General features: G+C 45.5%; 19 protein-coding genes. 9 read left to right on the top strand and 10 right to left on the bottom strand.

What is annotated here, in order from left to right:
- Nucleotides 1-85: 85 nt before the first annotated feature.
- From ACFFUV_RS11635 to ACFFUV_RS11625, 3 genes are all read left to right on the top strand, one after another.
- A complete protein-coding gene (locus ACFFUV_RS11635) occupies nucleotides 86-880 on the top strand; it encodes an SDR family NAD(P)-dependent oxidoreductase (protein ID WP_390192763.1) in 795 nt (264 codons plus the stop codon).
- A gap of 45 nt (nucleotides 881-925) precedes the next feature.
- A complete protein-coding gene (locus ACFFUV_RS11630) occupies nucleotides 926-1,879 on the top strand; it encodes an aldo/keto reductase (RefSeq protein ID WP_390192760.1) in 954 nt (317 codons plus the stop codon).
- A 370-nt stretch (nucleotides 1,880-2,249) separates the two neighbouring features.
- Nucleotides 2,250-4,604, top strand: a complete 2,355-nt coding sequence (locus tag ACFFUV_RS11625; RefSeq protein ID WP_390192757.1) for a glucose/quinate/shikimate family membrane-bound PQQ-dependent dehydrogenase — start codon at nucleotides 2,250-2,252, stop codon at nucleotides 4,602-4,604.
- Nucleotides 4,605-4,669: 65 nt separating this feature from the next.
- Here the strand turns inward: ACFFUV_RS11625 and ACFFUV_RS11620 are convergent, their stop codons facing one another.
- Both ACFFUV_RS11620 and ACFFUV_RS11615 read right to left on the bottom strand, forming a co-directional pair.
- Nucleotides 4,670-5,050 carry a hypothetical protein gene (locus ACFFUV_RS11620; RefSeq protein ID WP_390192756.1) on the bottom strand — a complete coding sequence of 127 codons (381 nt, stop codon included), beginning with the start codon at nucleotides 5,048-5,050 and terminating at the stop codon, nucleotides 4,670-4,672.
- 132 nt (nucleotides 5,051-5,182) lie between these two features.
- Nucleotides 5,183-6,253, bottom strand: a complete 1,071-nt coding sequence (locus ACFFUV_RS11615) for a glycerophosphodiester phosphodiesterase (RefSeq protein WP_390192754.1) — start codon at nucleotides 6,251-6,253, stop codon at nucleotides 5,183-5,185.
- A 339-nt stretch (nucleotides 6,254-6,592) separates the two neighbouring features.
- Here ACFFUV_RS11615 and ACFFUV_RS11610 point away from each other — a divergent pair, with 339 nt between their 5' ends.
- Nucleotides 6,593-7,543, top strand: a complete 951-nt coding sequence (locus tag ACFFUV_RS11610) for an SPFH domain-containing protein (RefSeq protein ID WP_390192751.1) — start codon at nucleotides 6,593-6,595, stop codon at nucleotides 7,541-7,543.
- 3 nt (nucleotides 7,544-7,546) lie between these two features.
- Nucleotides 7,547-8,017 carry an NfeD family protein gene (locus tag ACFFUV_RS11605; protein WP_390192748.1) on the top strand — a complete coding sequence of 157 codons (471 nt, stop codon included), beginning with the start codon at nucleotides 7,547-7,549 and terminating at the stop codon, nucleotides 8,015-8,017.
- Between the two features lie 88 nt (nucleotides 8,018-8,105).
- Here the strand turns inward: ACFFUV_RS11605 and ACFFUV_RS11600 are convergent, their stop codons facing one another.
- From ACFFUV_RS11600 to ACFFUV_RS11590, 3 genes are all read right to left on the bottom strand, one after another.
- Nucleotides 8,106-9,854, bottom strand: a complete 1,749-nt coding sequence (locus ACFFUV_RS11600) for a family 43 glycosylhydrolase (protein ID WP_390192746.1) — start codon at nucleotides 9,852-9,854, stop codon at nucleotides 8,106-8,108.
- 526 nt (nucleotides 9,855-10,380) lie between these two features.
- Entirely contained in the window at nucleotides 10,381-11,739 is a 1,359-nt protein-coding gene (locus ACFFUV_RS11595) for an 8-oxoguanine deaminase (protein WP_390192743.1), read from the bottom strand.
- Between the two features lie 189 nt (nucleotides 11,740-11,928).
- Nucleotides 11,929-12,138 carry a hypothetical protein gene (locus ACFFUV_RS11590; protein ID WP_390192740.1) on the bottom strand — a complete coding sequence of 70 codons (210 nt, stop codon included), beginning with the start codon at nucleotides 12,136-12,138 and terminating at the stop codon, nucleotides 11,929-11,931.
- Between the two features lie 428 nt (nucleotides 12,139-12,566).
- Here ACFFUV_RS11590 and ACFFUV_RS11585 point away from each other — a divergent pair, with 428 nt between their 5' ends.
- The gene (locus tag ACFFUV_RS11585; RefSeq protein WP_390192738.1) at nucleotides 12,567-14,096 is read left to right on the top strand and encodes a sensor domain-containing diguanylate cyclase; all 1,530 of its coding nucleotides are present in this window, start codon (nucleotides 12,567-12,569) and stop codon (nucleotides 14,094-14,096) included.
- 43 nt (nucleotides 14,097-14,139) lie between these two features.
- On the opposite strand, the gene ACFFUV_RS11580 is transcribed toward ACFFUV_RS11585, so the two are convergent.
- From ACFFUV_RS11580 to ACFFUV_RS11570, 3 genes are all read right to left on the bottom strand, one after another.
- A complete protein-coding gene (locus ACFFUV_RS11580) occupies nucleotides 14,140-15,594 on the bottom strand; it encodes an RICIN domain-containing protein (RefSeq protein ID WP_390192734.1) in 1,455 nt (484 codons plus the stop codon).
- A gap of 333 nt (nucleotides 15,595-15,927) precedes the next feature.
- Nucleotides 15,928-16,536 carry a LysE family transporter gene (locus ACFFUV_RS11575; RefSeq protein ID WP_390192731.1) on the bottom strand — a complete coding sequence of 203 codons (609 nt, stop codon included), beginning with the start codon at nucleotides 16,534-16,536 and terminating at the stop codon, nucleotides 15,928-15,930.
- Nucleotides 16,515-17,432, bottom strand: a complete 918-nt coding sequence (locus ACFFUV_RS11570) for a 2OG-Fe dioxygenase family protein (RefSeq protein ID WP_390192729.1) — start codon at nucleotides 17,430-17,432, stop codon at nucleotides 16,515-16,517. The genes ACFFUV_RS11575 and ACFFUV_RS11570 overlap by 22 nt, the downstream gene beginning before the upstream one ends.
- Before the next feature lie 114 nt (nucleotides 17,433-17,546).
- Between ACFFUV_RS11570 and ACFFUV_RS11565 the strand changes: the two genes are divergently transcribed.
- Nucleotides 17,547-18,461 carry a LysR family transcriptional regulator gene (locus ACFFUV_RS11565; protein WP_390192727.1) on the top strand — a complete coding sequence of 305 codons (915 nt, stop codon included), beginning with the start codon at nucleotides 17,547-17,549 and terminating at the stop codon, nucleotides 18,459-18,461.
- On the opposite strand, the gene ACFFUV_RS11560 is transcribed toward ACFFUV_RS11565, so the two are convergent.
- Entirely contained in the window at nucleotides 18,458-19,483 is a 1,026-nt protein-coding gene (locus ACFFUV_RS11560; protein ID WP_390192725.1) for an AraC family transcriptional regulator, read from the bottom strand. The two genes, ACFFUV_RS11565 and ACFFUV_RS11560, sit on opposite strands and share 4 nt — an antisense overlap.
- Before the next feature lie 332 nt (nucleotides 19,484-19,815).
- Here ACFFUV_RS11560 and ACFFUV_RS11555 point away from each other — a divergent pair, with 332 nt between their 5' ends.
- Nucleotides 19,816-20,490: an SDR family oxidoreductase gene (locus tag ACFFUV_RS11555; RefSeq protein WP_390192722.1), complete on the top strand. Its 675-nt coding sequence runs from the start codon at nucleotides 19,816-19,818 to the stop codon at nucleotides 20,488-20,490.
- A 75-nt stretch (nucleotides 20,491-20,565) separates the two neighbouring features.
- Here ACFFUV_RS11555 and ACFFUV_RS11550 read toward each other — a convergent pair whose 3' ends face one another.
- The gene (locus ACFFUV_RS11550) at nucleotides 20,566-23,220 is read right to left on the bottom strand and encodes an alpha-amylase family glycosyl hydrolase (protein ID WP_390192721.1); all 2,655 of its coding nucleotides are present in this window, start codon (nucleotides 23,218-23,220) and stop codon (nucleotides 20,566-20,568) included.
- 842 nt (nucleotides 23,221-24,062) lie between these two features.
- Between ACFFUV_RS11550 and ACFFUV_RS11545 the strand changes: the two genes are divergently transcribed.
- Complete coding sequence (locus ACFFUV_RS11545) at nucleotides 24,063-25,685, top strand: methyl-accepting chemotaxis protein (RefSeq protein ID WP_390192719.1); 1,623 nt, start codon at nucleotides 24,063-24,065, stop codon at nucleotides 25,683-25,685.
- Nucleotides 25,686-25,734 lie beyond the last annotated feature (49 nt).

Below are 25,734 nucleotides of genomic sequence, written 5' to 3'. Positions count from 1 at the left end.
ACACCTGCTTACAATGGATTATTCCAATATTCATTGAATCATTGGCTGACAAAATTCTTTTTGAGACAAGGTAATAGGAGGCACAATGGAAATACGATTAGATGGAAAAAAAGCACTGGTTACCGCATCAACGGGCGGCATTGGTTATGCCATCGCTAAAGGGCTTGCCGCAAGCGGTGCGCAGGTTATTTTAAATGGTCGTTCAGCACAAAGCATTGAAAAGGCTAAAAACACCCTCAAAACCGAGCTTCCAAACGCCTCCATCACGGCCGTCGCGGCAGATTTAAGTACCGCCCAAGGCTGCGATGACTTACTGGCCTCCGTGTCCGGTGTCGACATTTTGGTGAACAACGCTGGCATTTATGGCCCCGCCGATTTCTATGAAACCGATGACGATACTTGGCAAAACTATTGGCAGACCAATGTGATGTCCGGTGTACGTCTGGCTAAAGCCTTAACCCCTGATATGCAAGATAGTGGCTGGGGTCGCGTCGTCTTTATTTCATCAGAATCAGCACGCAACATACCTGCGGATATGATTCATTATGGCGTCACCAAAACTGCCCAACTTTCGCTGGCACGTGGTCTCGCCAAACGCTTGGCAGGCAGCGGTATTACTGTAAACAGCGTACTCCCCGGACCGACGATTTCCGATGGTTTCTCTTCAATGGTCGAAGAGGAAGTACAACGCACGGGTAAAAGCATTGAGCAAGTCGCAAAAGAATTTGTCATGGCGAATCGTCCAAGCTCGGTTATTCAACGAGCGGCGAGTGTCGAGGAAGTGGCCAACATGGTGGTTTATGTCTGCTCACAGCAAGCCTCTGCAACCAGTGGGGCGGCATTGAGAGTCGATGGCGGTGTGGTCGACGATATCGTGTAGTGCTGGAGTCACGACAGTGTGATAGACATAAATTGAGGAGATACCATGAACAAAACTTTACTTGGTAATACTGATATTAATCTCGTTCCTTTAGTGTTTGGCGGTAATGTGTTCGGCTGGACCATTGACGAAAAGACCAGCTTTGAGATCTTAGATGCGTTTGTCGATGCAGGGTTTAATGCCATTGATACCGCCGATGTGTATTCCGCGTGGGCACCAGGGAATCAAGGTGGGGAGTCCGAAACCATATTAGGCAATTGGTTTAAAGCGCGGCCGGGTATGCGCGAAAAAGTCTCGCTGTTTACCAAAGTCGGTTCAGAAATGGGAAGCCCTGATAAAAAAGGCTTATCGAAACGCTGGATCATGCAAGCCGTCGAAGATTCACTGCGTCGCTTGCAAACAGATTATATTGACCTCTACTTTTCTCATTGGCCCGATGAGAATACCCCGTATGAGGAAACACTCTCTGCGTATGAAACCTTGATGCAACAAGGTAAAATTCGCGCCATTGGCGCCTCGAATCTTAACGCCAAACAGCTTTATGAGTCACTCAAACAAGCCCGATCTCACAAGCTACCAACCTATCAAGTGTTGCAACCGGAATATAATCTATATGACCGTGATGGCTTTAATCGTGACCTGCAAACCTTGTGTCTGAAAGAGAATATTGGTGTGGTCACATACTTCAGCCTTGCTTCTGGCTTTTTATCCGGTAAATATCGTAGCCATCAAGACTTGGGTCAGAGCCAGCGTGGGCAGGGCATTGAAAAATACCTCAACGCCAAAGGATTTCGAATTTTAAATGCACTTGATGATATTGCGGAAGCGCAAAATGCGCAGCCTGCTCATGTCGCATTGGCATGGTTGATTGCCCAGCAAAGCGTCACTGCGCCAATCGTTAGTGCAACAAAACGCGAGCATGTTGAAGGGTTTGTAAAAGCAATGGAGATTGAACTTAGCGATCAAGAAATTTCGGTGCTCACCGAAGCTGGGCTCTAACTCTTCACTGTCTATCACTGCCCCATCATCGTATTTTTGATGGGGCGTCTCTTCCACGCTTTAGCTATTAGCTTTTTGAGTTTAAATGCAGTGGCATAAAACCGCCATTCGAAGCAATTCGCTCGATATCCTGTTTCGACACAAAATGTTAATTCGCTCAGGTTTACACATCACAACAACGCCAACCCACCGAGATAGCACACGCTAAGCAGTCACGTCAGTTGATACGCCCATCGCGCAAGTACACATTTATTTACAATTGTTACGACATTCTCACTCATATGTTTGACATAAATCACTCATTAAACCACGATTAATAACGTTTAGAGCTACTTATACGGCCTTTCGCATCATTAACTAAGGAGAGCACATGAGACTGTTCGCGGTCATTTTGGCGCTGCTCGGGATTATATTAACCGCTGGTGGTATTTGGTTAGTCTCCCTGAGTGGTAGCGGGTATTTTGCTTTAGCAGGACTGGCACTGCTGATTACCAGTTACTTTTTATTCACATCAAAACGTATTTTTGCCAATTACCTCTACGCCCTGTTTCTACTCGGTACGTCATTGTGGGCGTTGAGTGAGTCAGGTTTTGATTGGTGGCCTCTGTCATCAAGAATGGGAATCCCGCTCCTATTCGCTATTCCATTACTGCTCGGTTACCGAAAAGCGAACCCTTACTCCACAGGCTTTTTATTTGTCGTTTGGGCGCTGAGTGCCGTAGTAACGTTAGGCTCGCTGTTCAATACTACCCACACTATTGAAGGAACGCTCCCTACTGAGCAAGTAAATGCCTCTCCAAACATGGGCGGGATTGGTGATGACGAGTGGACGAGCTATGGACGAAGTAATTACGGACAACGCTACTCACCTTTAAATCAAATCAATACTCAGAATATTAGCCAGTTGACCGAAGCTTGGCGCATGGAAACTGGTGACCAGAAAGGCCCACAAGATGTTACCGAAACCACCTATCAAGCCACGCCAATAAAATTAGGAAATACACTTTACTTGTGTACTCCGCATAACTGGCTGGTGGCACTTGATGCAGATACCGGTAAAAAGCGCTGGGTATACGACGCGAAAGTACCAGAGGAAAGTCAGCGCCAGCACCAAACTTGCCGCGGCGTCTCTTATCTTCCTGCACAAAACGGTGATTTACAGCTCAGCGAAGCGTCAACTCAAAACGCGAATCTGCATACTGAAAACTTGGCGCCTGTCACCTGTGACGCACGGCTATTTATGCCAACCTCAGATGCCCGTTTACTGGCCATTGACCCAAGTACCGGCGCTTTGTGTCGTAACTTTGCGAAAGATGGTGTTCTCGATTTAATGCAGCATATGCCGTTTAAGCAATCCGGCTATTACTATTCCACTTCACCACCGGTAGTCACCAATGGTGTGGTCGTGGTCGCAGGCGCGGTCAATGATAACTATGACATTAACTCACCATCAGGCGTCATTCGGGCGTTCAATGCACAGACCGGTGAACTGGTTTGGAACTGGGATTCTGCGAACCCTGAAGATACCTCACCACTTAAAGAGGGTGAAACCTATACGGTAAGCTCGCCGAATAGTTGGTCGGTCGCCAGTGCGGATGAAGAGCTAGGGTTAATTTATTTCCCAATGGGCAACCGTACACCGGACCAACTCGGTATGTACCGTAATGAGGCCGAAGAGAAATACTCAAGCTCAGTGGTCGCTCTTGATGCAAAAACGGGGCAAGCGAAGTGGGTTCAGCAGTTTGTTCACCACGACCTGTGGGACATGGACACCCCTGCGCAGCCAGTATTACTCGATTTAACCATTGATGGTGAAACAGTGCCTGCATTGGTCGCACCGACCAAACAAGGGGATGTTTATGTACTGAACCGAGCAACAGGCGAACCTATCTTACCGATCACAGAGCAGCCTGCCCCACAAGGCACCATTGAAGGGGACTTTGCCGCTGAAACGCAACCAAGCTCTGCGCTGAGTTTCAACCCACCGGAACTTGAAGAGAGTGACATGTGGGGGGCTTCTCTCGTGGATCAACTGATCTGCCGAATCCAATTTAAACAATTACGCTATGAAGGCCGTTATACCCCTCCTTCTAAGCAGGGATCCATTGTCTACCCCGGTAACTTTGGTGTGTTTAACTGGGGCAGTGTTGCGGTCGATCCTAAACGTCAGGTCATGTTTGGTATGCCGCTGCGCTTTGCATTTGTATCAACCATTGTTCCCAAAGACGACGAAGGCTATTCATTGGCGGAAGTCAATACTGGCGAACATGGGGTCAACGCCAATGAAGGGGCACCTTATGCCGTTGAATTGAAGCCATTTATGTCGCCACTGGGTGTACCATGTCAGCAACCGCCTTGGGGCTTTGTCGCTGGTGCTGAACTCACTACCGGTCATATCGCTTGGCAACACAAAAATGGCACCATAGAAGACATGACCCCACTGCCATTACCGATTGAAATGGGCGTACCGGGAATTGGCGGTCCGATCATCACCGATGGTGGGCTCGCCTTTATGGGCGCAGCAATGGATAACTACATTCGAGCATACGACTTGACCAGTGGTAAAGAATTGTGGAAATCACGTCTACCTGCGGGTGGTCAAGCGACGCCAATGACTTACTTAAACAGCCAAGGAGAGCAAATGGTGGTCATCGTCGCCGGTGGACATGGCTCTATCGGTACCAAAACCGGAGACTCAGTTCTGGCCTACAAACTCAGCCAGTAACCCAAGGTTTTGTATTATGAAAACAGCAGCCAATTGGCTGCTGTTATTTTATCGAGGCCTGTTTGTCATCGTGATAAAGAAGATTGGCTACGCAAATGGATATCGTCTTGAATTGGCCCCAGTAAACCAAACAGTAAACCTAAAATCTTCAGAATGGTCGGCATAAATAGGAATGGCGCCAGTAAGACATCAAAGATGCCAGCAAACAGTGGGAAAAACAGCAGATAGCTGCGTCCGCTGTACCCTGCACGTTTTACCGAGCAACACACCATTAGCCCGTAGACGGCAATCAGCACTAACTCAGGCTTAGAGATAAAATACACACTGGTATAGGCTTGAGTGTAAGTCGACCCAAGCGTATTCACATCAGGGATAAACGCTGCGCGGATAATAAAAGTACCCACAAACAGAGCCAAGTAATAACAGGCAAAACGTTGTGTAGACATAACGCAAATAATCCTTCTCGCGATATTAAGCAGTCATTTATTTCAGGCGACATTTAATGGTTATTGGTTTAATTTTTAGGCAAAAAAAGCGCTCGGTGTTGAGCGCTTGCCAGTAATCTTACTCGATGCGTATTAATACGAAAGCGTACTTAACGTTTGGTCAACCTCATCAGGGACATCGCGTCCAAACGTCTTCGCAGCCGTTTGCGGGTCGTTGGTAAAGAAGCCATCCACACCACGCTGACGATAGGTTTTGAGATCCGATACTTGGTCAACCGTATACGCATGCACTAACAGCCCTTTATCGTGGCTCATTTTCACCATCCAAGGTAAAGCTAAATCCATATAGCTAAATTGACTTGAGAACGGACCGGAACGCTCGGTTTGAACCGTTGAAGGGCCTACCCCTGCCGCACCATTTTGCTTAGCAAAATCGAGCCACTCTTCAAAAGCTTGCGGCGAGGCCACTTGCTTACGAGCATAATAATCGGCATAAGATTCATCGTCTGCTTTCGCTGCCATTGGCTTCTCATCAATGTAGCCATCACCGGTCCACAACAAGAGAATTTTAGGGATGGTCGGCATCACCTTTTGCAGCTCGACTAAGCTTGGCTTTTCAAAAGTTTGCAAAATAACTTGGCCCGCTTTGTCGGCCTCTAACCACCCTTCAGATTGAAGATATTGCTTGAGATCGCGCTCAATGCCAGGGAATAACTTCGGCACCTTAGTTTCTATGTATAACCCCGGCTGAGAAGGACAAGCTTTCGCAATTTCACTCACTTGATCGAGCGTTACAATTTTTAAGCCTTTGTAGGATGGACGGGCTCTTTCAGGGTAACTTTGATTATACCAACTCCCCGCATCTAGAGCTTGCAACTCTTCTAAGGTAAATGCACTCACGGGTTCAGCAGCACGCTGCGGATAGACATCTTCCACATTGGTCGTGCGCTTAAGATTATTATCATGAAGGGCAATCAATTGACCATCTTTGGTCCGCTGGAGATCGAGCTCTAAGTAATCTGCGCCCATTTTACATGCCAGTAGATAGGCAGGGATAGTTGACTCCGGCGCGTGAAACGAATCTCCACGGTGCGCAATGATCGCCGGGTTTGCAATGTGTGTTTGCGCCAAAACCTCGTGCGTACTCATTAATACGCCGATACCACACACCAATGCCTGTTTAAAATAAGTTGAAATGTTCAAAACTGACTCCTGTCTAGTAAAACACTTGTAAACCTCATGCTTACCTATTTACCGTAACAATATTGACACATTTATAAAACAGCTATCGCCTAATAAATTTACTTAAGTGGTTGCTAAGACTAAACATTCGCGAATAAATACACCCAGCGATGTACTAAAAAACGCCAACGAAAGCAAACCCAGCATTAACGACTACACTTTTTATTGCCCCGTTCGGTGTAGGCGAAATCGTCTAGCGACTCGATCTGTGAACCTGTTTGAAGCTTTATGATGAAATCTCTGCTTAAACAAGCAGTTGATAGTAGAATGGGAACAGTACTGACCACATAGGAAACGTCAATGAACTATCCATTGGATATAATTTTTTCCAACATCGTGCCGATTGTCGCACTTGTTCTGATCCTCGCGATTTTAAAAAGCGGCATTAAGTTCGTCCCGCAAAACCAAGCTTGGCTGGTTGAACGTTTTGGTAAATACCAATCAACTAAGTTAGCCGGTATTAACTTTATTATTCCCTTTATTGACCGTATCGCTGCAGAGCGTAGCCTAAAAGAGCAGGCGCAAGACGTGCCTTCACAATCGGCGATCACCAAAGACAATATCTCCTTAGTGGTTGATGGTGTGCTTTATTTTCGGGTTCTCGACCCGTATAAAGCGACTTACGGGGTTGATGATTATACGTTTGCCGTCACACAGTTAGCCCAAACCACAATGCGTTCTGAACTGGGTAAAATGGAGCTCGACAAAACGTTTGAAGAGCGCGATCTGCTGAATACCAACATTGTTGCCTCAATAAACCAAGCTTCTGAGCCGTGGGGAATTCAGGTTCTCCGCTACGAAATTAAAGACATTGTGCCGCCAAATTCGATCATGGAATCCATGGAAGCACAAATGAAAGCCGAGCGAGTCAAACGTGCGCAGATTCTTGAATCAGAAGGGGATCGTCAAGCCGCGATCAACGTGGCTGAAGGTAAGAAACAAGCCCAAGTATTGGCTGCTGAAGCAGACAAAACCGAGCAAATCTTACGCGCAGAAGGCGAAGCAAAAGCGATCATCGCAGTCGCCGAAGCTCAAGCCGAAGCGCTAAAAACGGTCGGTGATGCTGCGAATACCGAAGAAGGTCAAAAAGCGATTCAGCTTGACCTGGCAACAAAAGCAATTGAAGCCAAACAGGCGATTGCCAAAGAGTCGTCGGTGGTGCTCTTGCCTGACAACGCGACCGATGCCAGTTCACTGGTGGCTCAGGGCATGTCGATCATTAACGCTCTGAATAAAAAACCAGGAGCGTAAGCGATGACTTCGCTACTGGATTACTTGCCAGAGCTGTTGATGAGCCTTGGGATCATCGCTCTGATCATCGAAGTTGCGGTACTTGGCTTTGCCACCTTCATTCTGTTTTTTGTTGGCTTGTCCTTGTTGGCAACGGGCATCGCGATGCAGATGGATTGGTTAAGCGTCAACGTCACCACCGCGATTTGGGCGAATTTAGTCGTGACTTTTGTTTTGGCTCTCGTGCTTTGGAAGCCACTCAAAAAACTCCAAAATCGCTCGGGTTCAACGGCAGACAACGAACCCTCTGATTTTGCTCAGCAGACATTTGTGTTAACAGGTGATGTCAACGCGCACAGCGATGATGTGTTCTACGCTTATTCTGGTATTAACTGGAAAGTACGCAGCGACCAACCCCTTACGCAAGGAACAAAAGTAAAGGTGGTCAAAATCGAAGTGAGTGTCATGTGGGTAAAGCCTGTTAATGACTGTTAAGCTCGTTTGCGTATGTTTAACCTAAAAAAGGCGCTGCCTCAGGCAGCGCCTTTTTATATCCCTTCCCAAAACACGATGTATTCAATCGCTAGTTGACGTCTCGCAGATAGAAACGTTGGCAAATATTGTCTAAGTCATCATAGACACCGACACTGACGCCATCGTTAAGATCACAATAAGACAGGTCAAGTAAACGCTGGTTGGCTTTAGAAACGATGCGATAGCCGCCTTCATCGCGAGGATGTAAATACCATTTACTTGCCTCACTATCACAGCGCCCAAACACGGTGGTGTTACCACTGACATTAAGACAGCGGCTTTGGTCGCTATCAGCCACCATCGTCACGCTGCCATCTTGTTGTGGACGTAACCACCATTTTTGACTGGCTTGGTTTGTCCAAGGCTGTTGCACCGTTGAACTCTGTGTCGCCGTAACCACTTTACCGCTTTGCGCGCTGACGATAGCCACCGCTCCAAGTGGAGAAAGCCCCCACAAATTACAATATTCACCTGTGCAGGCCGAATATGGCTGCTGATTAACGCTATTGGTCACGGTCAGTAGCCCAGCTTGCGCCACATCAAATTGCCATGTCTGACACTCTTTATTTTGCCAAGGTAAGAAGGCAAGCTCTCCGCCACAGGCGGCGCCCGATAAAAATTGCCCGGTAAAGTCGGCGAATCGAACTTTGCCATCAGCAATTTGATCGACGATAACCGGTGTACTGCTTTGAATCATCAGCGCGCCTTCATTAGCTGGAACATATTGATTTAACAACATCATTGGCGCTTCTGGCTGAACCCAAAGTGGTCCATTTTCCCCTGACGGTACATTGATTTGTTGGTCGCTTCCCGCTGGCTCGCCAAAGTTAGGCGTCCCATCGGCATTCCACGTAAATGGCTGAGCGCGTAGAGCACGAAGAGTGCTACACCCATCATCTTCACCCGCATTACCATGATAAACCAACCAATCTTCCGTTCCATCCGGAGATTTGAAGAAACCGTTATGACCAGGGCCGTAAACACCATTCGCTTTGGTAAATACTGGCTCTTCAGATTTAGTCCATGCATTCGGATCAAGTGGGTCATCCCCAGTCAGTTCAAGTAGCGCTAACTTATAATCTGGGGTCGCACAATAGCTTGCTGAATAAACCACAAACACCCGCCCATTGTGAATAAGAGGCTCTGGGCCTTCATTGACATTCAGCCCAGTACGCTCCCAATCTTCACTTGGCCTCGAAAGTAACGTTGGCTGCCCTTCCACTGTCCATGGGTTTTTCATTTTAATGATGAAGTTACGTTGCTCATCACCCTGCCATTGGGAATACATCAAATACAACTGGTTATGAATCGTAATGTAACTACCATCAATGTTGTAACTGTCTGCCATTGGTGACCCTTTGTATTCGTAAGGCCCCATTGGATCGTCCCCAACACTTTCCAGTACGGATTGATGTTGGTAATCATACGTACCGTCACGGCCACTGGTATACAGCACATACCACCGCCATCCATTGGGACCTTTTAATCGATGAAATTCAAAGGCCCAAAAGTTACAGCAGCGATCTTCGTTGGTCTCTGACCAGATATTGACAGGCGTGGCATCAGCCAACCCGGCTAGCGTCGGCGATTTACGCATTTCGAGCTGCGAGCTCCACGTGGTTGTCGTCGAGTAGTAATTGCCTTTATAAAACACCACCCAAGGATCCGCGCCATTTTCAAAAACGGGATTGGTGAAGGTGGTTGTCGCCGCATGAACGGCACCGGCAGCGAGCGTTATCACGAGCAAACACCAAAGCTTGACTAGCCCTGCATTCACCCATTTTATTTTGTGCAACATAGTTTATTCTCCGCTGGAGTAGGAGGTAAGAATATTATTGTTGCGGGCTAACCAATTCACAGCTCAAAGAGATAAGTGAGGGGGAAGGTCATTCATCGTACAGCATGCTAGCTCAATATCATTTGGCTAAACCGCGGTACAACTATATTTAAAGCTAATATTTGATCGAATATAACTAATATTATTAGTGATCATGATCGAGGTGGAAATTTATTTCTGTGCAGTACAATAAATAAACGTGAAATGCTGATAAATAACACTGTTTCATCCCAGTTAATAACATATAAAATAGTTAGAAATAGTGATGAAATAAATATTCATATAAAAAACAAACCGTTGAAAAATTAAGATTAAAATTAATAAAAGAACCTAGTAAAAACCATGTAATAACGTTTATAACCATCATAAAAAAGCATGAACCCATACTACTCATGCTTTTATTAATGACCACCACCTATTGAGTTTCAATGCGCGATTAAGTCACAAGACCAAGTGGCGAGTGCATCCTCAACCACTTGACCCTATTTTACCTCATGACCGACTTTGCTAATCGTTTCGCAGCGCGGCGATGGCGGTCAATCAATGAAGCCAAATCAACACCTTGTACTTCACCGTCGTGAACACGCCACTGGCCAGCGATCATAACTCTATCCGCTTGCTGAGCACCACACAAAAGAAGTGCAGCCAATGGATCATGACTACCAGAAAAACGAATATCGTCGAGTTTGAACATCGCGATATCGGCTTGCTTGTCGACGGCTAACTCTCCGATATCATGCCGTCCCATCGCTAAGGCGGAACCTTTGGTGGCCCAGCGTAAGGCATCTGTGTGGGTTACTGCCGCAGAGCCATACTGTAAGCGCTGTAAATACATTGCCATGCGTACTTCTGCAATCATATTCGAGCCATCATTTGATGCTGAACCGTCAACCCCGAGCCCAACCTTGACCCCGGCTTTCTCCAACTCAAGGTTACGGCATATCCCAGATGCCAACATCATATTCGACGTGGGACAATGGCAAACCCCAACCTTTGCGCGCCCCAAACGGGTGATTTCTTCTTGGTTGAAATGAATACCATGAGCCAGCCAGGTACGTTTATTCAGCCAACCAACATCTTCAAGATAGTCGACCGGACGCAGGCCAAAACGCTCGATACAGAACTGCTCTTCATCTTTGGTTTCACACAAATGCGTATGCACCATGACTTGCTCTTGCTCAGCGATGCGAGCCGTCTCTTTCATCAACTCAGTGGTCACTGAGAAAGGTGAGCAAGGTGCCAGAGCGATTTGAATCATCGCGCCATAATGATGCTGATGGTATTCACTAATAAGCCGCTTGCTGTCATCGATAATGGTATGTTCGTGTTGAATGGTTTGCCTTGGCGGTAAACCGCCTTGATCTTCACCCAAACTCATTGAACCACGAGTAAAAATAGCGCGTACGCCCAATTGCTGCGCCGCATCGATCTGTAAATCGATGGCATTTTCAAGGCCGTCGGGGAAAAGATAATGATGATCAGAAGCGGTCGTACACCCTGAGCGCATTAACTCAACTAGGGCAAGTTCGCTGGCAACACTCATCATTTCAGCATCAAGGTGTGCCCAAACCGGGTATAAACTTTTCAACCAATGAAAAAGCTCTTTATTGAGCGCATCAGGGTAGGCGCGAGTCAGAGTTTGATAAAAATGATGGTGTGCATTAATCAACCCTGGAGTCACCACATGTTGTGATGCATCCACCACATAATCGACGTGGTTCGTTGGCGTGGTGTCCTTTGCCACCAACTCAATAATCCGATTACCACGCACCAGCAGCCCACCTCGAGCATCGTGCTGATTTGCAGTGTAAATCGCGAGTGGATTCTTAATCCAAACGGTATCCATCCATAATAATCCTTAGCCGTTTCAACCATTTCAGGGGAAGCGGTCTTTATTTCAACCACCCACGATGTCGGTAAGTGGCTGACTGTTTAAATGACTTTATTCGCCAATATAATTTGGCGCAAACCTCAGTGATGGTTAACACCACCTTAGTTACCTTATCATAGATTATTCTGCATGGTTGGCTTACCACTAATGAACCGTAGCTTTAGGACCGAGTGCCGGATCGTGACGCAAAATGTAAAGCATCACTTCAGTAGGTAAGACAAAACGATTTTCAACCGTAAAATATTCACCCGATGCTTTTCTCGGAAAAGGCGCCGCCTGAGGCCATGCTTGAAGTCGAGTTTGATCATCGTGGCGTTCAGAAACCGTGAAATGTAAGTGAGGATATCGTGTCATAAATGCCTCCTATCGAACCTCATAAAAGACAAGCTAAATTACACTGCTAGGCCAACGAGCGACCTTACTAGTTATAAAAATGGGGGCAGACATGTTGAAATCCAAGTCAGTAATAAAAGATGTCTCTAAATCTTTTTTTATGTTCTTGCCTTAACGGATTATCCTGACGATGTAAACGTAAGTCTGAGGGTTAACTTTACCGGTTCTTATTCCTGAACCGAAAACAATTCACTTGTAAGCGATTGTATTTACTAATGAATAAAGCTACTTTTTCAACAAGTTTAGACCTGTACCACTGTTTCTTTATAACAAAATAAAAATAATCCATTAGAGATTCAAAAATCCAACAATGGATTATTTTAGGCTAAACTAAAGTTATCTATTATCCTCCGCTCTCGCTTTATTGCTCTAAGGAAATTCCAAGCTCAGTGCGTAAACTTAAAAATTTAACTCTAAGACAATTAACCCTGTTGATGTCGGTGTTGGTAGTACTGCTGTTCTTGGTGTTCTACTTTACATTCAAAGCGTTCTGGAGCTTTGATCAGCAAGTTACTGCCGTAACCGAAAGACAGAAAAATGAGATTGAACGTGTCGAGATTTTATTGTCGATGGCTGAACGAGAGTTACAAACCTCACTAGAAGATTACGCAGCCTGGGATTCGATGATCGAATTTACCAAAAATCCGACCAAGGAGTTCATTCGCGATAATATCGGGCCTCATGCGTTTGAATCGAAACTCATTGATGGCATTGTGATTTTAGATACTGACATGCGCCCCATATGGAGTGGTCAGTATCAAAATAATCATGTTTATGATGTGAATTTTCTAGACATGCCTAGGCGCTCTGAATCCAATGCGCTTTTGGGTCATTCTCTGTTGAGTAACGCCAAAGCTCTGCCCTCAAACCATATTACTTCTGCCGTAGAATATACGGTGTTTCAAAATCGTCCCTACCTTATCTCCTACGCTAAGCTTTGCAAAAGCACGGGGTATGATTGCCAATACGGCTATTTGTTTTTTATCCGTCAGATTGAGCCTCAATTTATCAGTGATGTAGAACAAGCCACGGGCGTGGGAATTACCATGCGTACTTTCTTTGATACTGACCTCCAGATTGCACCGCCAAACCACAGCTTTATTTACAAAAAGGATGCGCTCGACCAAGATATTCTGGCGATTGATATTTCTCACCCAGAAAAAATTCCCGAATTTCTAACGATTCCTGAAATCTACGCGCTCTCAAGCTTTGCGATGATTATGTTACTTTTTAACGTGGGTATCGTGACGTTTATGATTCGCCCAATCAACCGAGCACAGCGAGCACTCACCGTTTTTGAACAGACCGGCGGCAAGCTTCCCTGCGAAAACAGTTTTTATTCCAAAGAGATGCGTAGTTTTGCCCGTTACATCAATAAACTTATTTCAGAGCTTGAAGACAAAAGCGAAAAGTTAAAGTGGCAATCTTTTCATGACCCGCTAACAGGACTTGCAAACCGTCGTGGTCTTTACGAATCACTTGAAAACTATATCTCTCAACAACAATATCAATATGTCGCAATTGTCCTGCTCGATATTGACCACTTTAAACAATTCAATGATAACTATGGCCATATGTCGGGCGATGAAGCATTGAAAAAACTGTCAAAGGCACTGGCTGACGACGAGATAACGATGGAAAAAATTGCATGTCGATACGGTGGTGAAGAGTTCTGCTTGGTCTTTTTCAATGATTTTCCAATCAATATTGAAAAGCAGTTACATATTATTCAAAGAAAAGTGTCTGAATTGAAAATCAGACACGGCTACTCGCCTGTCAGTGAACAACTAACGGTCAGTATCGGGGCGACAACCCAAATTGTGGAAGATTATCGTGATATCGCCCCGATGTTCCAACGCGCCGATGAAGGCCTGTACGAAGCCAAAAATTCAGGGAAGTCTCAATACCGAATTCGCTAATTGAGGACTCGATTCATGGCCTAACGTCTCATTATAGGGCCAGTTATTGAACTCGCTCTAAGCGAAACTTTTGATTCTGCGCATCAGCAAGACAAGTGTACTGCATTAGATTTGCCCCCTCTTCCGACGAACTATTTTCGATGTCTAAACACTTTTGGCTATGGAGGTTAATGATTCGCCATAGCCCTTGCCCTGCGCTCTGAAAACGAAACAGTTGACCAGTACCTCCCCAATTTTCCCACAGCATGGCGTTTGCGGAGTTATCGTTGCTCATACTGTCGATATCGACCGCACGACCGGGTGCCGCCAACGGAGAAATACGATGCCAAACACCGCTTACCGGTGAGATAGTAAATTGCTGACACGCGTTATCCAGCCAACTCCATTGGCGAAGATTGGCACCATCGCTATTGGCGCAGTTTTCGACATCAATCGCCATACCACTGTGTGCAGGTGTTAGGCGATAAACGCCAGAAATAATCGCATTATTACCGTTATCTGGCGTACTTCCTACTGCATCGCAGCCGTTCACATGGAGACTCGAGCTCGTAGTGCGTACTAACTGGCAATTAGGGCTGCTGTTTGCCACTCGTCCGGCTAGAACATGGGTATCTGCGGCATCTTCCAAGAAAATCCCTTGCTGAGTGGCTTGTTCAATATCCACGTAGTCAATGGTCGTTCCACGGCTGCCTGAAACACTAAAAAAACCTCGCCCTGAATGCCTCGAATAAACACTGTTAACGTGAATATTCGGCCCATTGTCGTTGGCAACTCGAAACGTCGCATAACCACCGTCAATATTATTGTACTCGCCCCACACATTGCCCACTTGTGCATTCGTTGAGTCGTTCAAAATCAGTCCACATCCGCCATTATTCGTGACTCGAACATCACCAATATTGATGCCATCAATCCCGTAAGTTTCAATACCATGCCCCGTTGCGCCATCGATCACGGTATTTCCGGAGATGGTTAAGTTGGTTGCATCTCGGGTCGATGAGTCGACTCGAATCCCCAACCCTACAGGGTTTTGGCCATTAAGACTCATGGTGATATTGTCTAAAGTGACAAATGAACAACCTCGAAACCATACGCCATACCTTGGGCTACCCTCGACATGTAAATTCCGCACCGTAACGTTATCACGCCGATCGCAATAGACTGGGACCACTAAATCACCACCATTCGCGGTCACTGTGTTGCCATGAAAATCGAGGGTTTGTCCCGCTTGCGGGCGTATCGCGTATACATTGCCACCGTCAGGCCCACTTGAGCCCGAATTACGAATATGAATGGTACCCTGACCCATACTATTTGCTGCAGCATTCACCGCATCAAACATCCGCGCACCGCTGTACACGGTTTGTCCATCAACCGCAGAGTGCCATGTGGTACCACTAAGCATCACCTCTGCATCTGCTCGGGCAAAATGGCTCATCAGTAAAACCACCGCGATGAAACCAATATTTATCAGTCGCCTCATTGTTTTATTCTTCACGTTATTCTCCTTATTATATTCCTAGCCAATGATTCCAACTGATTAACGCACATCTTTAAGTTGACAAAATTAATTAAAATATGCCACACGCTCTCTTTAAGAAAATATACATCAATCAGGAAAATCAATATAAATACAATATTTGGAAAAGTATCTAGCGTTATTCAGAACTGCATATTTAATAAGGTTTAATGTTCTACTGTGAAATAATAAAACCATCACTTTAACTAATTCTTTATCTTCGTAAACATGATTTAAAATTCTTTATTCCAGTGTGAAGATACAAAAAAACCACAGAGTCGCTCTGTGGTTTTTTTGAGACTCGGCTCACGCCTATTGTATGGCGATTGAAGCGGCGATTGCGATGAACACAACACCAAACACCATATTGACATTTTTAATCGTCTGCTCATTACTCAATACTTGTCGAAATGAGCTCGCACCTAAGCTGTACAGAAACATGACGAGGGTATCCACCAGTACCACAATACCGCCCAGCAACAGATATTGCGTTGCCTGATTAGAATCGATATCAATGAACTGAGGCAAAAACGCCGTAAGGAAAATAATTGATTTTGGGTTCGTCAAATTGACGGTAAAACCTTGGCGCATCAACGTCAGCCAACTTTTTTTATCACCTAGCTTAATAAAGTTGGCTTGGTTTCTTAGGCTGCTGAGTATTTTTTCTATTCCCAAGAAAGCCAAATAGGCAATGCCCAAGTACTTAATTAAGTTGTAAAGAATCGGGGATTGCGAAACAAGAATACCGATGCCCAAATAGATTAAGACTAAGTGCATCGCTAAGGCCGCTTGCAAACCAAGAATGCCAAAACTTGCCCCTTTAAAGCCATTAACGATGACGTTATTCACCGAGACCGCCGCCCCAGAACCGGGCGATATGCTAAAAAAAATACAGGCAACTACAAATGCCACGATGTCCATTGATTAACCTTCGCTGTTTTAATGTGTTCAAGCTCATCCTGATTGAGCCCAAAACGTCGCTCAATCGCATGCAGCGAGTTGAGATTAGTGAATGACAAATGCAAAATATCGCGATGTCCGCCCTCCATCTGACTGTATAAATCACTGACCCCATGCAGCATGCGTGTATCATCCAATAGCATAATGTCGCCTGGATTTTGCAAAGTGGTGGTACAAGCCAGTTCCATATCTTGGTCATAGATGGAGCTTACTCCTCCTTCGACATTGGTTTTCTCCACCAACATCAAAAGAAAATAGGAAGTACCATCGCTATGCACTCCCTCCGGTGCGGGTTTTCCAACACGGGTGTTATCTGCCACAATTCGATATTGATCCACTTCAACAAACCATTGGGGCTGAGCACTGCCGAGTAAATTTTGGCAATGATTAAACGTCGTCAATGCCAGAGACAGTGCGCGTTTGAAATGAGGATTTTCAAACAAACCCGATTCGGTTTCATCAAAATAGCGAAACACATTTCCGGCAAAACTGTTGTATAAATTCGATTTATACAGTGGCATATAAGGCTTTCTTACCACGGTATTCGCTTGGGCAGCATAGTACATGGTTGAATATCGCCGCTTACGATAGGTCCCGTTGTCTTTCATGTACTCATCGGTCGTAAGCCGATCCCAGTACTGCCGAAACTCCGACCAAGAGCGAGATTCAGATGGTGCAGCCGCCAGCATTTGCTGAGCGACATAAAACCCGTCTGATAGTAAAGCGGCAGCAAACTCTTCGGTTTTTGGAAGCCCCTTTGTATCAATATCGACGTGTTGCCCATCTTGATGTTTATTTACCAGCCAGCCCATTTTTTCTAATTGTATTTTTGTATTAATAATTGGTTCAAAATACATCTTGAACTCCTAGTTGACGTTGTTAGCGGTGGCGTAAACATTTATCTATTAATATCATTATGTTATATAGGTGTTATATTTATAATTTCTTAATCGGCAATAAGGAAAAATTTAATGCTGTCCTCTCAGGATCTTCATTTCTTTTATGTCGTAGCCACCAGCAAAAGCTTATCGGCCGCCGCCAAAAAATTAAATGTCACGGCGCCTACCGTGACGCAGCGGCTTCAAAGCTTGGAAGCCAAGCTATCGCTTAAGTTGGTTGAGCGTGACTCACGACAATCAACATTGACCGCCAGTGGTAAGAAGCTCGCCAGTCGCTGCAAAGCGATTCTCGATGATATCGATTCCTTAACCGATGAACTCAAAGATCAGCAAAACTCCCTCAGTGGTACACTGACCGTCCTAGCGCCAGTTGGCTTTGGCGAAAAGCACGTTGCGCCGGCTATTGGTGCGTTTTATCAGCGCTATCCTGAACTAAAAATCCGCTTGTTGCTTTCTGATCATCCCGATAAAGACGCGTCGCCCGAATCGGATGTGGTGATCTATATCGGTGAGCTGAAAAATTCTTCAATGCGCCGCATTGTGTTAGCTAAAAACCAGCGCCTGATTTGCGCTTCACCAACGTACCTTGCCAAGCACCCGCCCATCCTCTGTCCCGATGATCTGGCACAACATCAATGCATTGGGTTGCTTGAGAACAATGAAGACACACTTCAGTGGTCATTTACTCATAAAGGCGATGGTCGCCATAGTAATATTCGAATTCATCCGCAACTGGTCTGCAACGTCGCGGACGCGGTCAAAGTATGGGCTTTGGAAGGGCTCGGGATCATCCATCGCTCGGAGTGGGATGTCGCAACTGAACTCAAGCACGGGTTACTGGAGCAAGTGTTGCCAAACTATCAATTGCCTGATGCAGACATTGTTGCCCTGCTCAGTACGACAGAGCGCGATCGCCCGCGCAAGGTTAGTGTCTTTGTGGATTTTCTTAAACAGCGACTGAGCGACCTTAATAACCAAACAAGCTAACCGCGAAAAGATGCCGTATTGATGTTGATATCTCGATATTGCATCGGTGACAGTTTGTTGTTTTTCCTGAAAAATTTAGAAAAAGCGGATTGGGACGAAAAACGACACAACATGCTTATCTCGCTGATGCTTTTCTCTGTCGATACCAACAAGCTGCAGGCTTTTTCAAGACGTATCAGCTTAAGGAGATCGCTAAATGTGGTGTTTTCCTTGTTTAGTTTCGCATTAAGCGTCCAGCGACTAACGCCTAAGCTCTGGCAAACATCATCAAGCAGTGTATCCGTGGCGTCATCCTCTTTCCGCTCAATGGATTGTGCAATGCACTCTTTAACGTAGGCAGAGTAAGAGCTCATCATCAGTAAATCACTGCGCCGCTGCTCAGCAAGCTGCTGTTGCATCGAGTAGAGGTTCGGGTTGTACATCGGATTCTTTTGGTGCAGATTGGCACTGGTGATCACCATTCGATTACGGTTTTCTCCGTAGCGGCAAAAAGTGTTAAATCGCGCATCCACACTTTGCCCATTGAGAGGTATTGCATTATCAAAGCTCACGTTGATAGAAAAACGAGGTAGATAGTGGCTCAAAATCTCTTTGAAAAATAAGAAATGCCCTATCGAGCTATTAGAGCGCTCATTGCGGTCGTTGTTGGTGTATTCCAGCCACAATCGGTCTTCAGAGACCCGCATCTCGATATCGTCACAGTCACCCATAATAAACCGATAGCGAATAAAGTTTCTCATCGCCTCCACGGCGGATTCTGCATTCAAACAGAGCCCAAACAACTCGGGGAAAATACCATAAAGCTGATTCAAGCAGGTCATCCCCGTGACGATATGCTCATTATACTGAGTCGTTTCATGAATAAATTGTTTATGTTGACGATAAGGGATACGTCCGTTGGATTTGTTTAACGTAAATTGGCTGATACCTGATTTTCGCAAAATCTGGTTAACATCTACGCCAATGCCGGCAAGCAGATTTAATTTATGATTGGTTAATCTATTAGAAACTGATTTTGTCATCTTGTTTTAATTCATGTTTCATACCACTTGCATCAATAGTATTCACTGAGTGATTAATTTCTTATTCGTCGCTCACAAGCCTATTTATAATTATCTCATTTTCATGATGTTTTTATTTTTAAGAATGTGTCGTTTGGTTTTTATTTCGAAGCGCGAAGTTAGTTCATAAATCAATAAAATCAATAATAAGGATGAGTCTGGTTTGATCACAAAAAAGCCCGTTTCATGCTTTTTAATGATCCTTATTACCGTTAATGTAAGGCATTAAACGAAAAGCAACAGTGCATTTTCTCACCATGACAATGTGTCTGAATGCCTTAATAGGAGAGATCATGAAAATCATCGTAACGGGCGCCACCAGCGGTATTGGTTATGAACTGAGTAAAGCCCTAACCGCGAAAGGACATCAAGTGTTTGCCACCGGGCGTAACCAGACAAAACTTCAGGCCCTCAAAGAGGAAACTGGGTGTTTGGTGGGTGACGCCGATTTGGCTGACGCGCAACAAACCGTAGATATCTTTCATACTGGCGTCAAAGCACTCGGAGGACTGGATGTTCTGATAAACAACGCAGGCATGAATTCAAGAAAATGTACGATAGAAGCGTTCACCAATGAAGAGTTCGACCTGCAATATGCCATTAACTTGCGGGCGCCTGCGATTCTTTGCCGTGAAGCCGTTAAAGTAATGAAGCCCGCCGGGCACGGACACATTTTCAATGTTGTCAGTACAGTCGCCAAACGCGCCAGTGAAACCATGGGCGTTTACACAGCAATGAAGCAAGGTTTATCGGGACTCAACGATGTGTTGATGAAAGAGGTTCAACCACACGGTATAAAAGTCACAGCCCTCTATCCTGGCGGCACAGACACCAATTTCCGCGAAGCCGAACGTCCACAATATATGCAGCCGCAAAGTGTCGCCGAGACCATCACAACATTGTTGGAATTACCAAGCGATGTGATTATTCATGAATTGTTGTTTCGTCCACAGGTTGAATTGGAATGACCATCATTGGCTGATAACCCGATTCAGGCAGAAAAAACGGGCTGGAAATACCAGCCCCTTTTGATATCAGGAGACTTAACGTAAATACGTACCATCTTGGCCAATTTTTCCAGGGCCGTTGAGTACGTAAATTCCCGCGCTGTAACCTTTCACCGTAAAGCTGAGTGTGCCATCAGCAACGCTCACTTGATGTCCCGTCACCGCATCAATATACAATCCATTACGAACACCGCTCACGCTGATCGTCTGTTGATTCGCATTGGCAAGCCCAACCACGGCGTAGCTTTCTCCTTGGTTATAGTCACGGACATAACTGATGCCTGAGCCCCATTCATTAACTTGTGTCGTCGGCGCTTTCTGCAGCGCAGGAACGGCTTTACGAATCGCATTTAAACGTTGGATATGAGTAAACAGAGGATGGCTTTCGGTTGTCTGGAGGTCATCCAAATAGGCGCCATAATAAGCACGGCCCGTTTGATCAATTGTGTCATTATTACCGGCGATGTCCTGCGGTAATCCAGCTTGGAACATCACTTCTTCCCCATAATACAGGGTGGGAATACCACGATTGGTCCACATTAAGTTATAGGCCATTGCGGCATTACCCGCTTCACCGCCATAGCGATATTTGAAGTCGTTATCCGGGCCAACATCGTGGTTTTGGAAAAAGGTAACAAGCTTGGTCGCATCACCGTATACCCAGTCCCAGCCGAGAACGCCGCCAATACCACCGAAGCTTCCTTTGGTGACGTTATCACGAAAGGTAGAGAACACCGAAAAATCCAACACCGAGAACCCAGAATCGCCACCTGCATTTGGGTTTGATGGGTCTTCGGTTGTTCGGGTGTACCACCAAGGTCGAATCACCGCAGAAGCATTATCATTATCCAGCTCGGAACCAAATCCTGTCCCTTTCACCAAGTTCTCGCCAAACACGAATAGCCCCGGTTTATAAGCTTTCCAATTGTTGACGTACTCCAGCAACTCATTACGCTCTACATGTTTAACCGTATCAAGACGAATGGCATCCACCCCCATGTCCAAATACTGATGGATCGCACCGTTAATATAATCCTTAACGTTTTGGTTTTCTGTGGCTAAGTCAATCGTATCTCCTGCCATATGCTTATTTTGCAATGACTCAGGATTTTCCCAATCGCCACCCGACATAAAGCCATCAAGATGATACCAATTCGGATCCAGTGTATTGGCATCAATCCCAAAGAAGCGATTGGGGTCATAGCCGGCAAGCGGTACACTGACACCCGTTTTTGGATCAACCAGCGGCACGATACCTTCTGGGTCAGCGTTGTGTCTTTGTTTAAACCACTCAGGCGCAACACTATTATCGTTATCATCACGGAAGGTTGACTGGTAATCCCCTAAATTGCCAAAGTAAGGATCATTGTCCACATCGCCTTGGCTCGCTCCTTCAGGCACGTAATATTTGATAGGTAAATGGTCAATCCATACTTTGCCTCGCAATCCATATTGACTTGAGTGGTTAATCACCACATCTTGAATCACTTTAAGTCCCTTGCTATGGGCAGCGTCGATAAAATCTTGATAACTGGCATCGGGTGATTCTAAACGAGGGTCTACTGTATAAAAGTCATACGCATGGTAGCCGTGATAATCAAGCCCAGATCGATTTTCGACTGGCGGCGTGATCCAAATGGCGCTGAATCCAAGCTCTTTAATGTAATCAAGCTTCTCAATCAAACCTTTAAAGTCACCACGCCATTGTGGATCGCCGATTTTTATACGGTCACGGTTATAGTAGTTGTTACTGCTATCTCCATCGTAAAAACGTGCCGTTAACAAGAAATAGATGGTCTCCTCACGAAAGTCATTACTCGACGTTTGGGTGTCGCCAATGTAGTAACTAAAGCTTTGAACCTGTTGATTACCAGATGCGTCAACCGCTAAAGTTTTAACCACCAAATCCGCCCCTTCACCGAGATCATTGGCCGCAAGCTGTTCACCCTGATAGTGAGCTGAGTTGATGCTAGGCTCGCTGCCATCGGTGGTGTAATAAATACGAGGAGACGCATCCTGGTTATCCGACACGATAAGAGTTATGGTTTGACTGTTTTGATAGCGGCCTGCTGCTGGGGAAGCCGCGACTATGGGCGCCTGAGTATCTTCGGCGGAGACAAGCGTCGCACTAATCTGTTTGCTGGTCGCATCGATACAAATTTGGTATTCGCTATTCTCATTAACACGGTAATCCTCACTGGGATACGCTTCCGTCCAATCACCAAAGTGATCGACTTTAAACCGAGGATCACCACGACCAAAACTCTGTACCGTGCAGTAATTTACTGCATCGGCGGTGGTCATTTCGGTCGTTGACCAATCGTTTGGCGTGCCACGGAAATACCACTTTTCATCGCCATTGCCTCCACCGTCGCAACTCACCACATCGGTGACACTGAGACTGTGACTATTGGTATTAAATATAATCTGGTAGCTCTGATTCCCCGCTACCGCATAATCGCTGTCAGGATAATTTTCACTCCAATCCCCGTAGCGATCGATCTTAAATCTCGGCCCACCCGAATCATCGCCTTCAGCGAACGTTTGACAAGTTTGAAATTCGCTGGTGCTGATGGCTTCTAATTGTGTGTTCGACCATTGGTTCGACGTGCCTCTAAAAAACCACTCGGCCTGGGCCGATGCGGTAATGAGAGTCAGTCCTACCATTGTCAATGGAAGTACTTTCATCATTCATTGTCCTTAATTGTGTGATGACATTGATGCGAGACCACAAAACACGCGTCAAGTCGCGGTCGATGACTTGGTCACGGACACGCTGTGCTCAGAGTTCGACAACATTGAGCGAGGTCGAGCCGCTTAAAGTGCATCCAATATCGTGGGGAGCAATCATGATGGGGTAGTAAGGCCAATCTAGATGGGAGAGTTTTATTGCTGTTCATGTTCATGCTCATGTTCCGATTAGGAGTTTGTCTTGGCTTAATATTGTTATGACCAACCGCATGTCAGTTCCTAAGATGATTAATCTCAGCAGGTGGTTGGTATTGCCAATTTCGGTTATGGCATGGCAACGATGAATCGACAACCTAAGGTGTATAAAATAAATATAGCGCTCACAAAATGTACAAATGTGGATTTAATTAACAATAAATTGCGCTAGTAGCGTCTCGGTTTGTAGGTATTACTTGTCTTATTTTCGGCGCATACAATCTGTGATTGTTCTATATAAAATAGGACGGCTAATTGGAGTAATGACTAAATAAGTCCCTAATGATCATCCACGGGCCAATCAGGTTTCGCTGCAAGTCATAAAATGCTTACTGACTGAAACTCTTCGTTTTTTAGTTAGCTACCCGAATAAATCCTTTGTGTATTTGAATTTACATTCCCATTCATAAGAGTTGGACAAAAGTCCGCATTTTAATCCTGAATAATTATTTTACTCTAGTTATTACTCACCCATAAGATTAAGATACGCTGTCACTTAATTGATTTTATAAAACATAGCGTACGTTAATTCGTACCACGTCTTCCTTCACAAAAATAAAAAGATTGATGTCTTTAAGGTGAGCTCAGTGAAATTTATCTCGCAAAGTATTCGTTTAAAACTGTCTATTTCGATTGGCGTTGTCTTCTTATCATTAATATTAATCTACGCTTCATACAATTCACTGACCAATAAATTGAATGATGGCCTTGGCATATTTGGACGCCAATATCTCCCTTCCACCTCTCTAATTTTAAATGCTGACCGAGACCTGTATCAGGCCCACGTGGCACAGCTGATGTACTTAGAAAGTAACGACAGCGCCTATCGCAAAGAATTTGATGACAATGCCCAGCAAGCATTGGATAAAGCCAAAGAGTTCGCTGACAACATGAGTGACCATGACGACGTTCTCGCCAAAATGCGTCAATTCGACACCGTATATAACACATGGTTTACGCTATCACAGCGCTTCTTCACCATGGTCAATCAAGGACAAAAGTCTGAGGCGTTTACCCTGTTAAATGGTGAAGGTGAGCGCGCTTTTCAAAAGTTACGACTGTTTTATGATATCGCGAGTGAAGATTTAGAAAACGAAGCAAATCAGAAACGCGCGACCCTAGCAGAAGACAGTAAAGACTACCAATTTTGGTTACTGTTATTGGTTGGTACAGCCGTGATTATCGCGGGTCTACTGACGTATTACACGCCTAAGCTATTGGTCGACAACATTAATCGCCTTAACGAACGTATTCGTGAAATCAGCGAAGGTGATGGCGATTTAACCCAACGAATTCGTTCAACTCGGGTTGATGAACTGGGTACGCTGGCCAGTGAATTTGATCGCTTTCTAGAAAAACTGCAAAGCCTGATCGGTAAAGTTTCCTCGGGCGCCGATTCGATCAACCAAGCATCCACACAACTTGATGAAGTGTATGCACATAGTCAACGTATCAGCAGCGAACAAATTAAAGGCATTGAACTGATAGCAACGGCTGTGCATGAATTTAGTATCTCGATCAGTGATGTCGCAGAGAGTGCGTTGAACACCTCAAATGAGGTGACGAACACCACCAGCCTCACCAAACAAGGCGTTGAAGTGATCGAGCACTCGGTGAGTGAAATCCACACCCTGTCACACTCCATTCAAAGCGCCAGCGATGTTGTTCAACAGTTAGCGGCGGAGTCCGAAAACATCATCTCGGTGGTGGATGTCATCAATAGTATTGCCGAACAAACTAACTTGCTTGCGCTTAACGCCGCCATTGAAGCAGCACGGGCTGGCGAGCAAGGACGAGGCTTTGCGGTTGTCGCTGATGAAGTGCGAGCACTGGCGAGTAAAACGCAGAAATCAACCGAAGATATTCAGCACATGCTTACTCAGCTTCAGGCTGGCGTTAAACAGGCGGTGTTGTCTATCGAAGATGGAACCCAGCGAGTTGAAAAGAACGTTGAGCTTGCGGTTCAAACTCAACAGGTATTTGAAAACATTCTTAATTCGACCAGTGTGGTGAGTGATATGGCCACACAAATCGCCACCGCCACCGATCAACAAACCAGTGTTTCAACGGAGCTAAGTCAAAACTTAGAGAGCTTAAACGAGCAAAACGAACAGACCAAGGCGCTGTCAGTTGAAGTCAACACCGTTGCCAAGCGAGTGGGTGTCGCTTCCTGTGAATTGGTGAAAGATGTTGGACGTTTTAAAGTCTAAGGGAGCGAGCGCTTTTCCAGACACAAAAACCGGAGCCATACGGCTCCGG

The organism is Vibrio olivae, from assembly GCF_042428525.1.
GTDB classification, from domain to species: domain Bacteria; phylum Pseudomonadota; class Gammaproteobacteria; order Enterobacterales; family Vibrionaceae; genus Vibrio; species Vibrio olivae.
The sequence above is the reverse complement of the archived record's forward strand: the minus strand, read 5'-3'. Positions and strand labels throughout refer to the sequence as shown.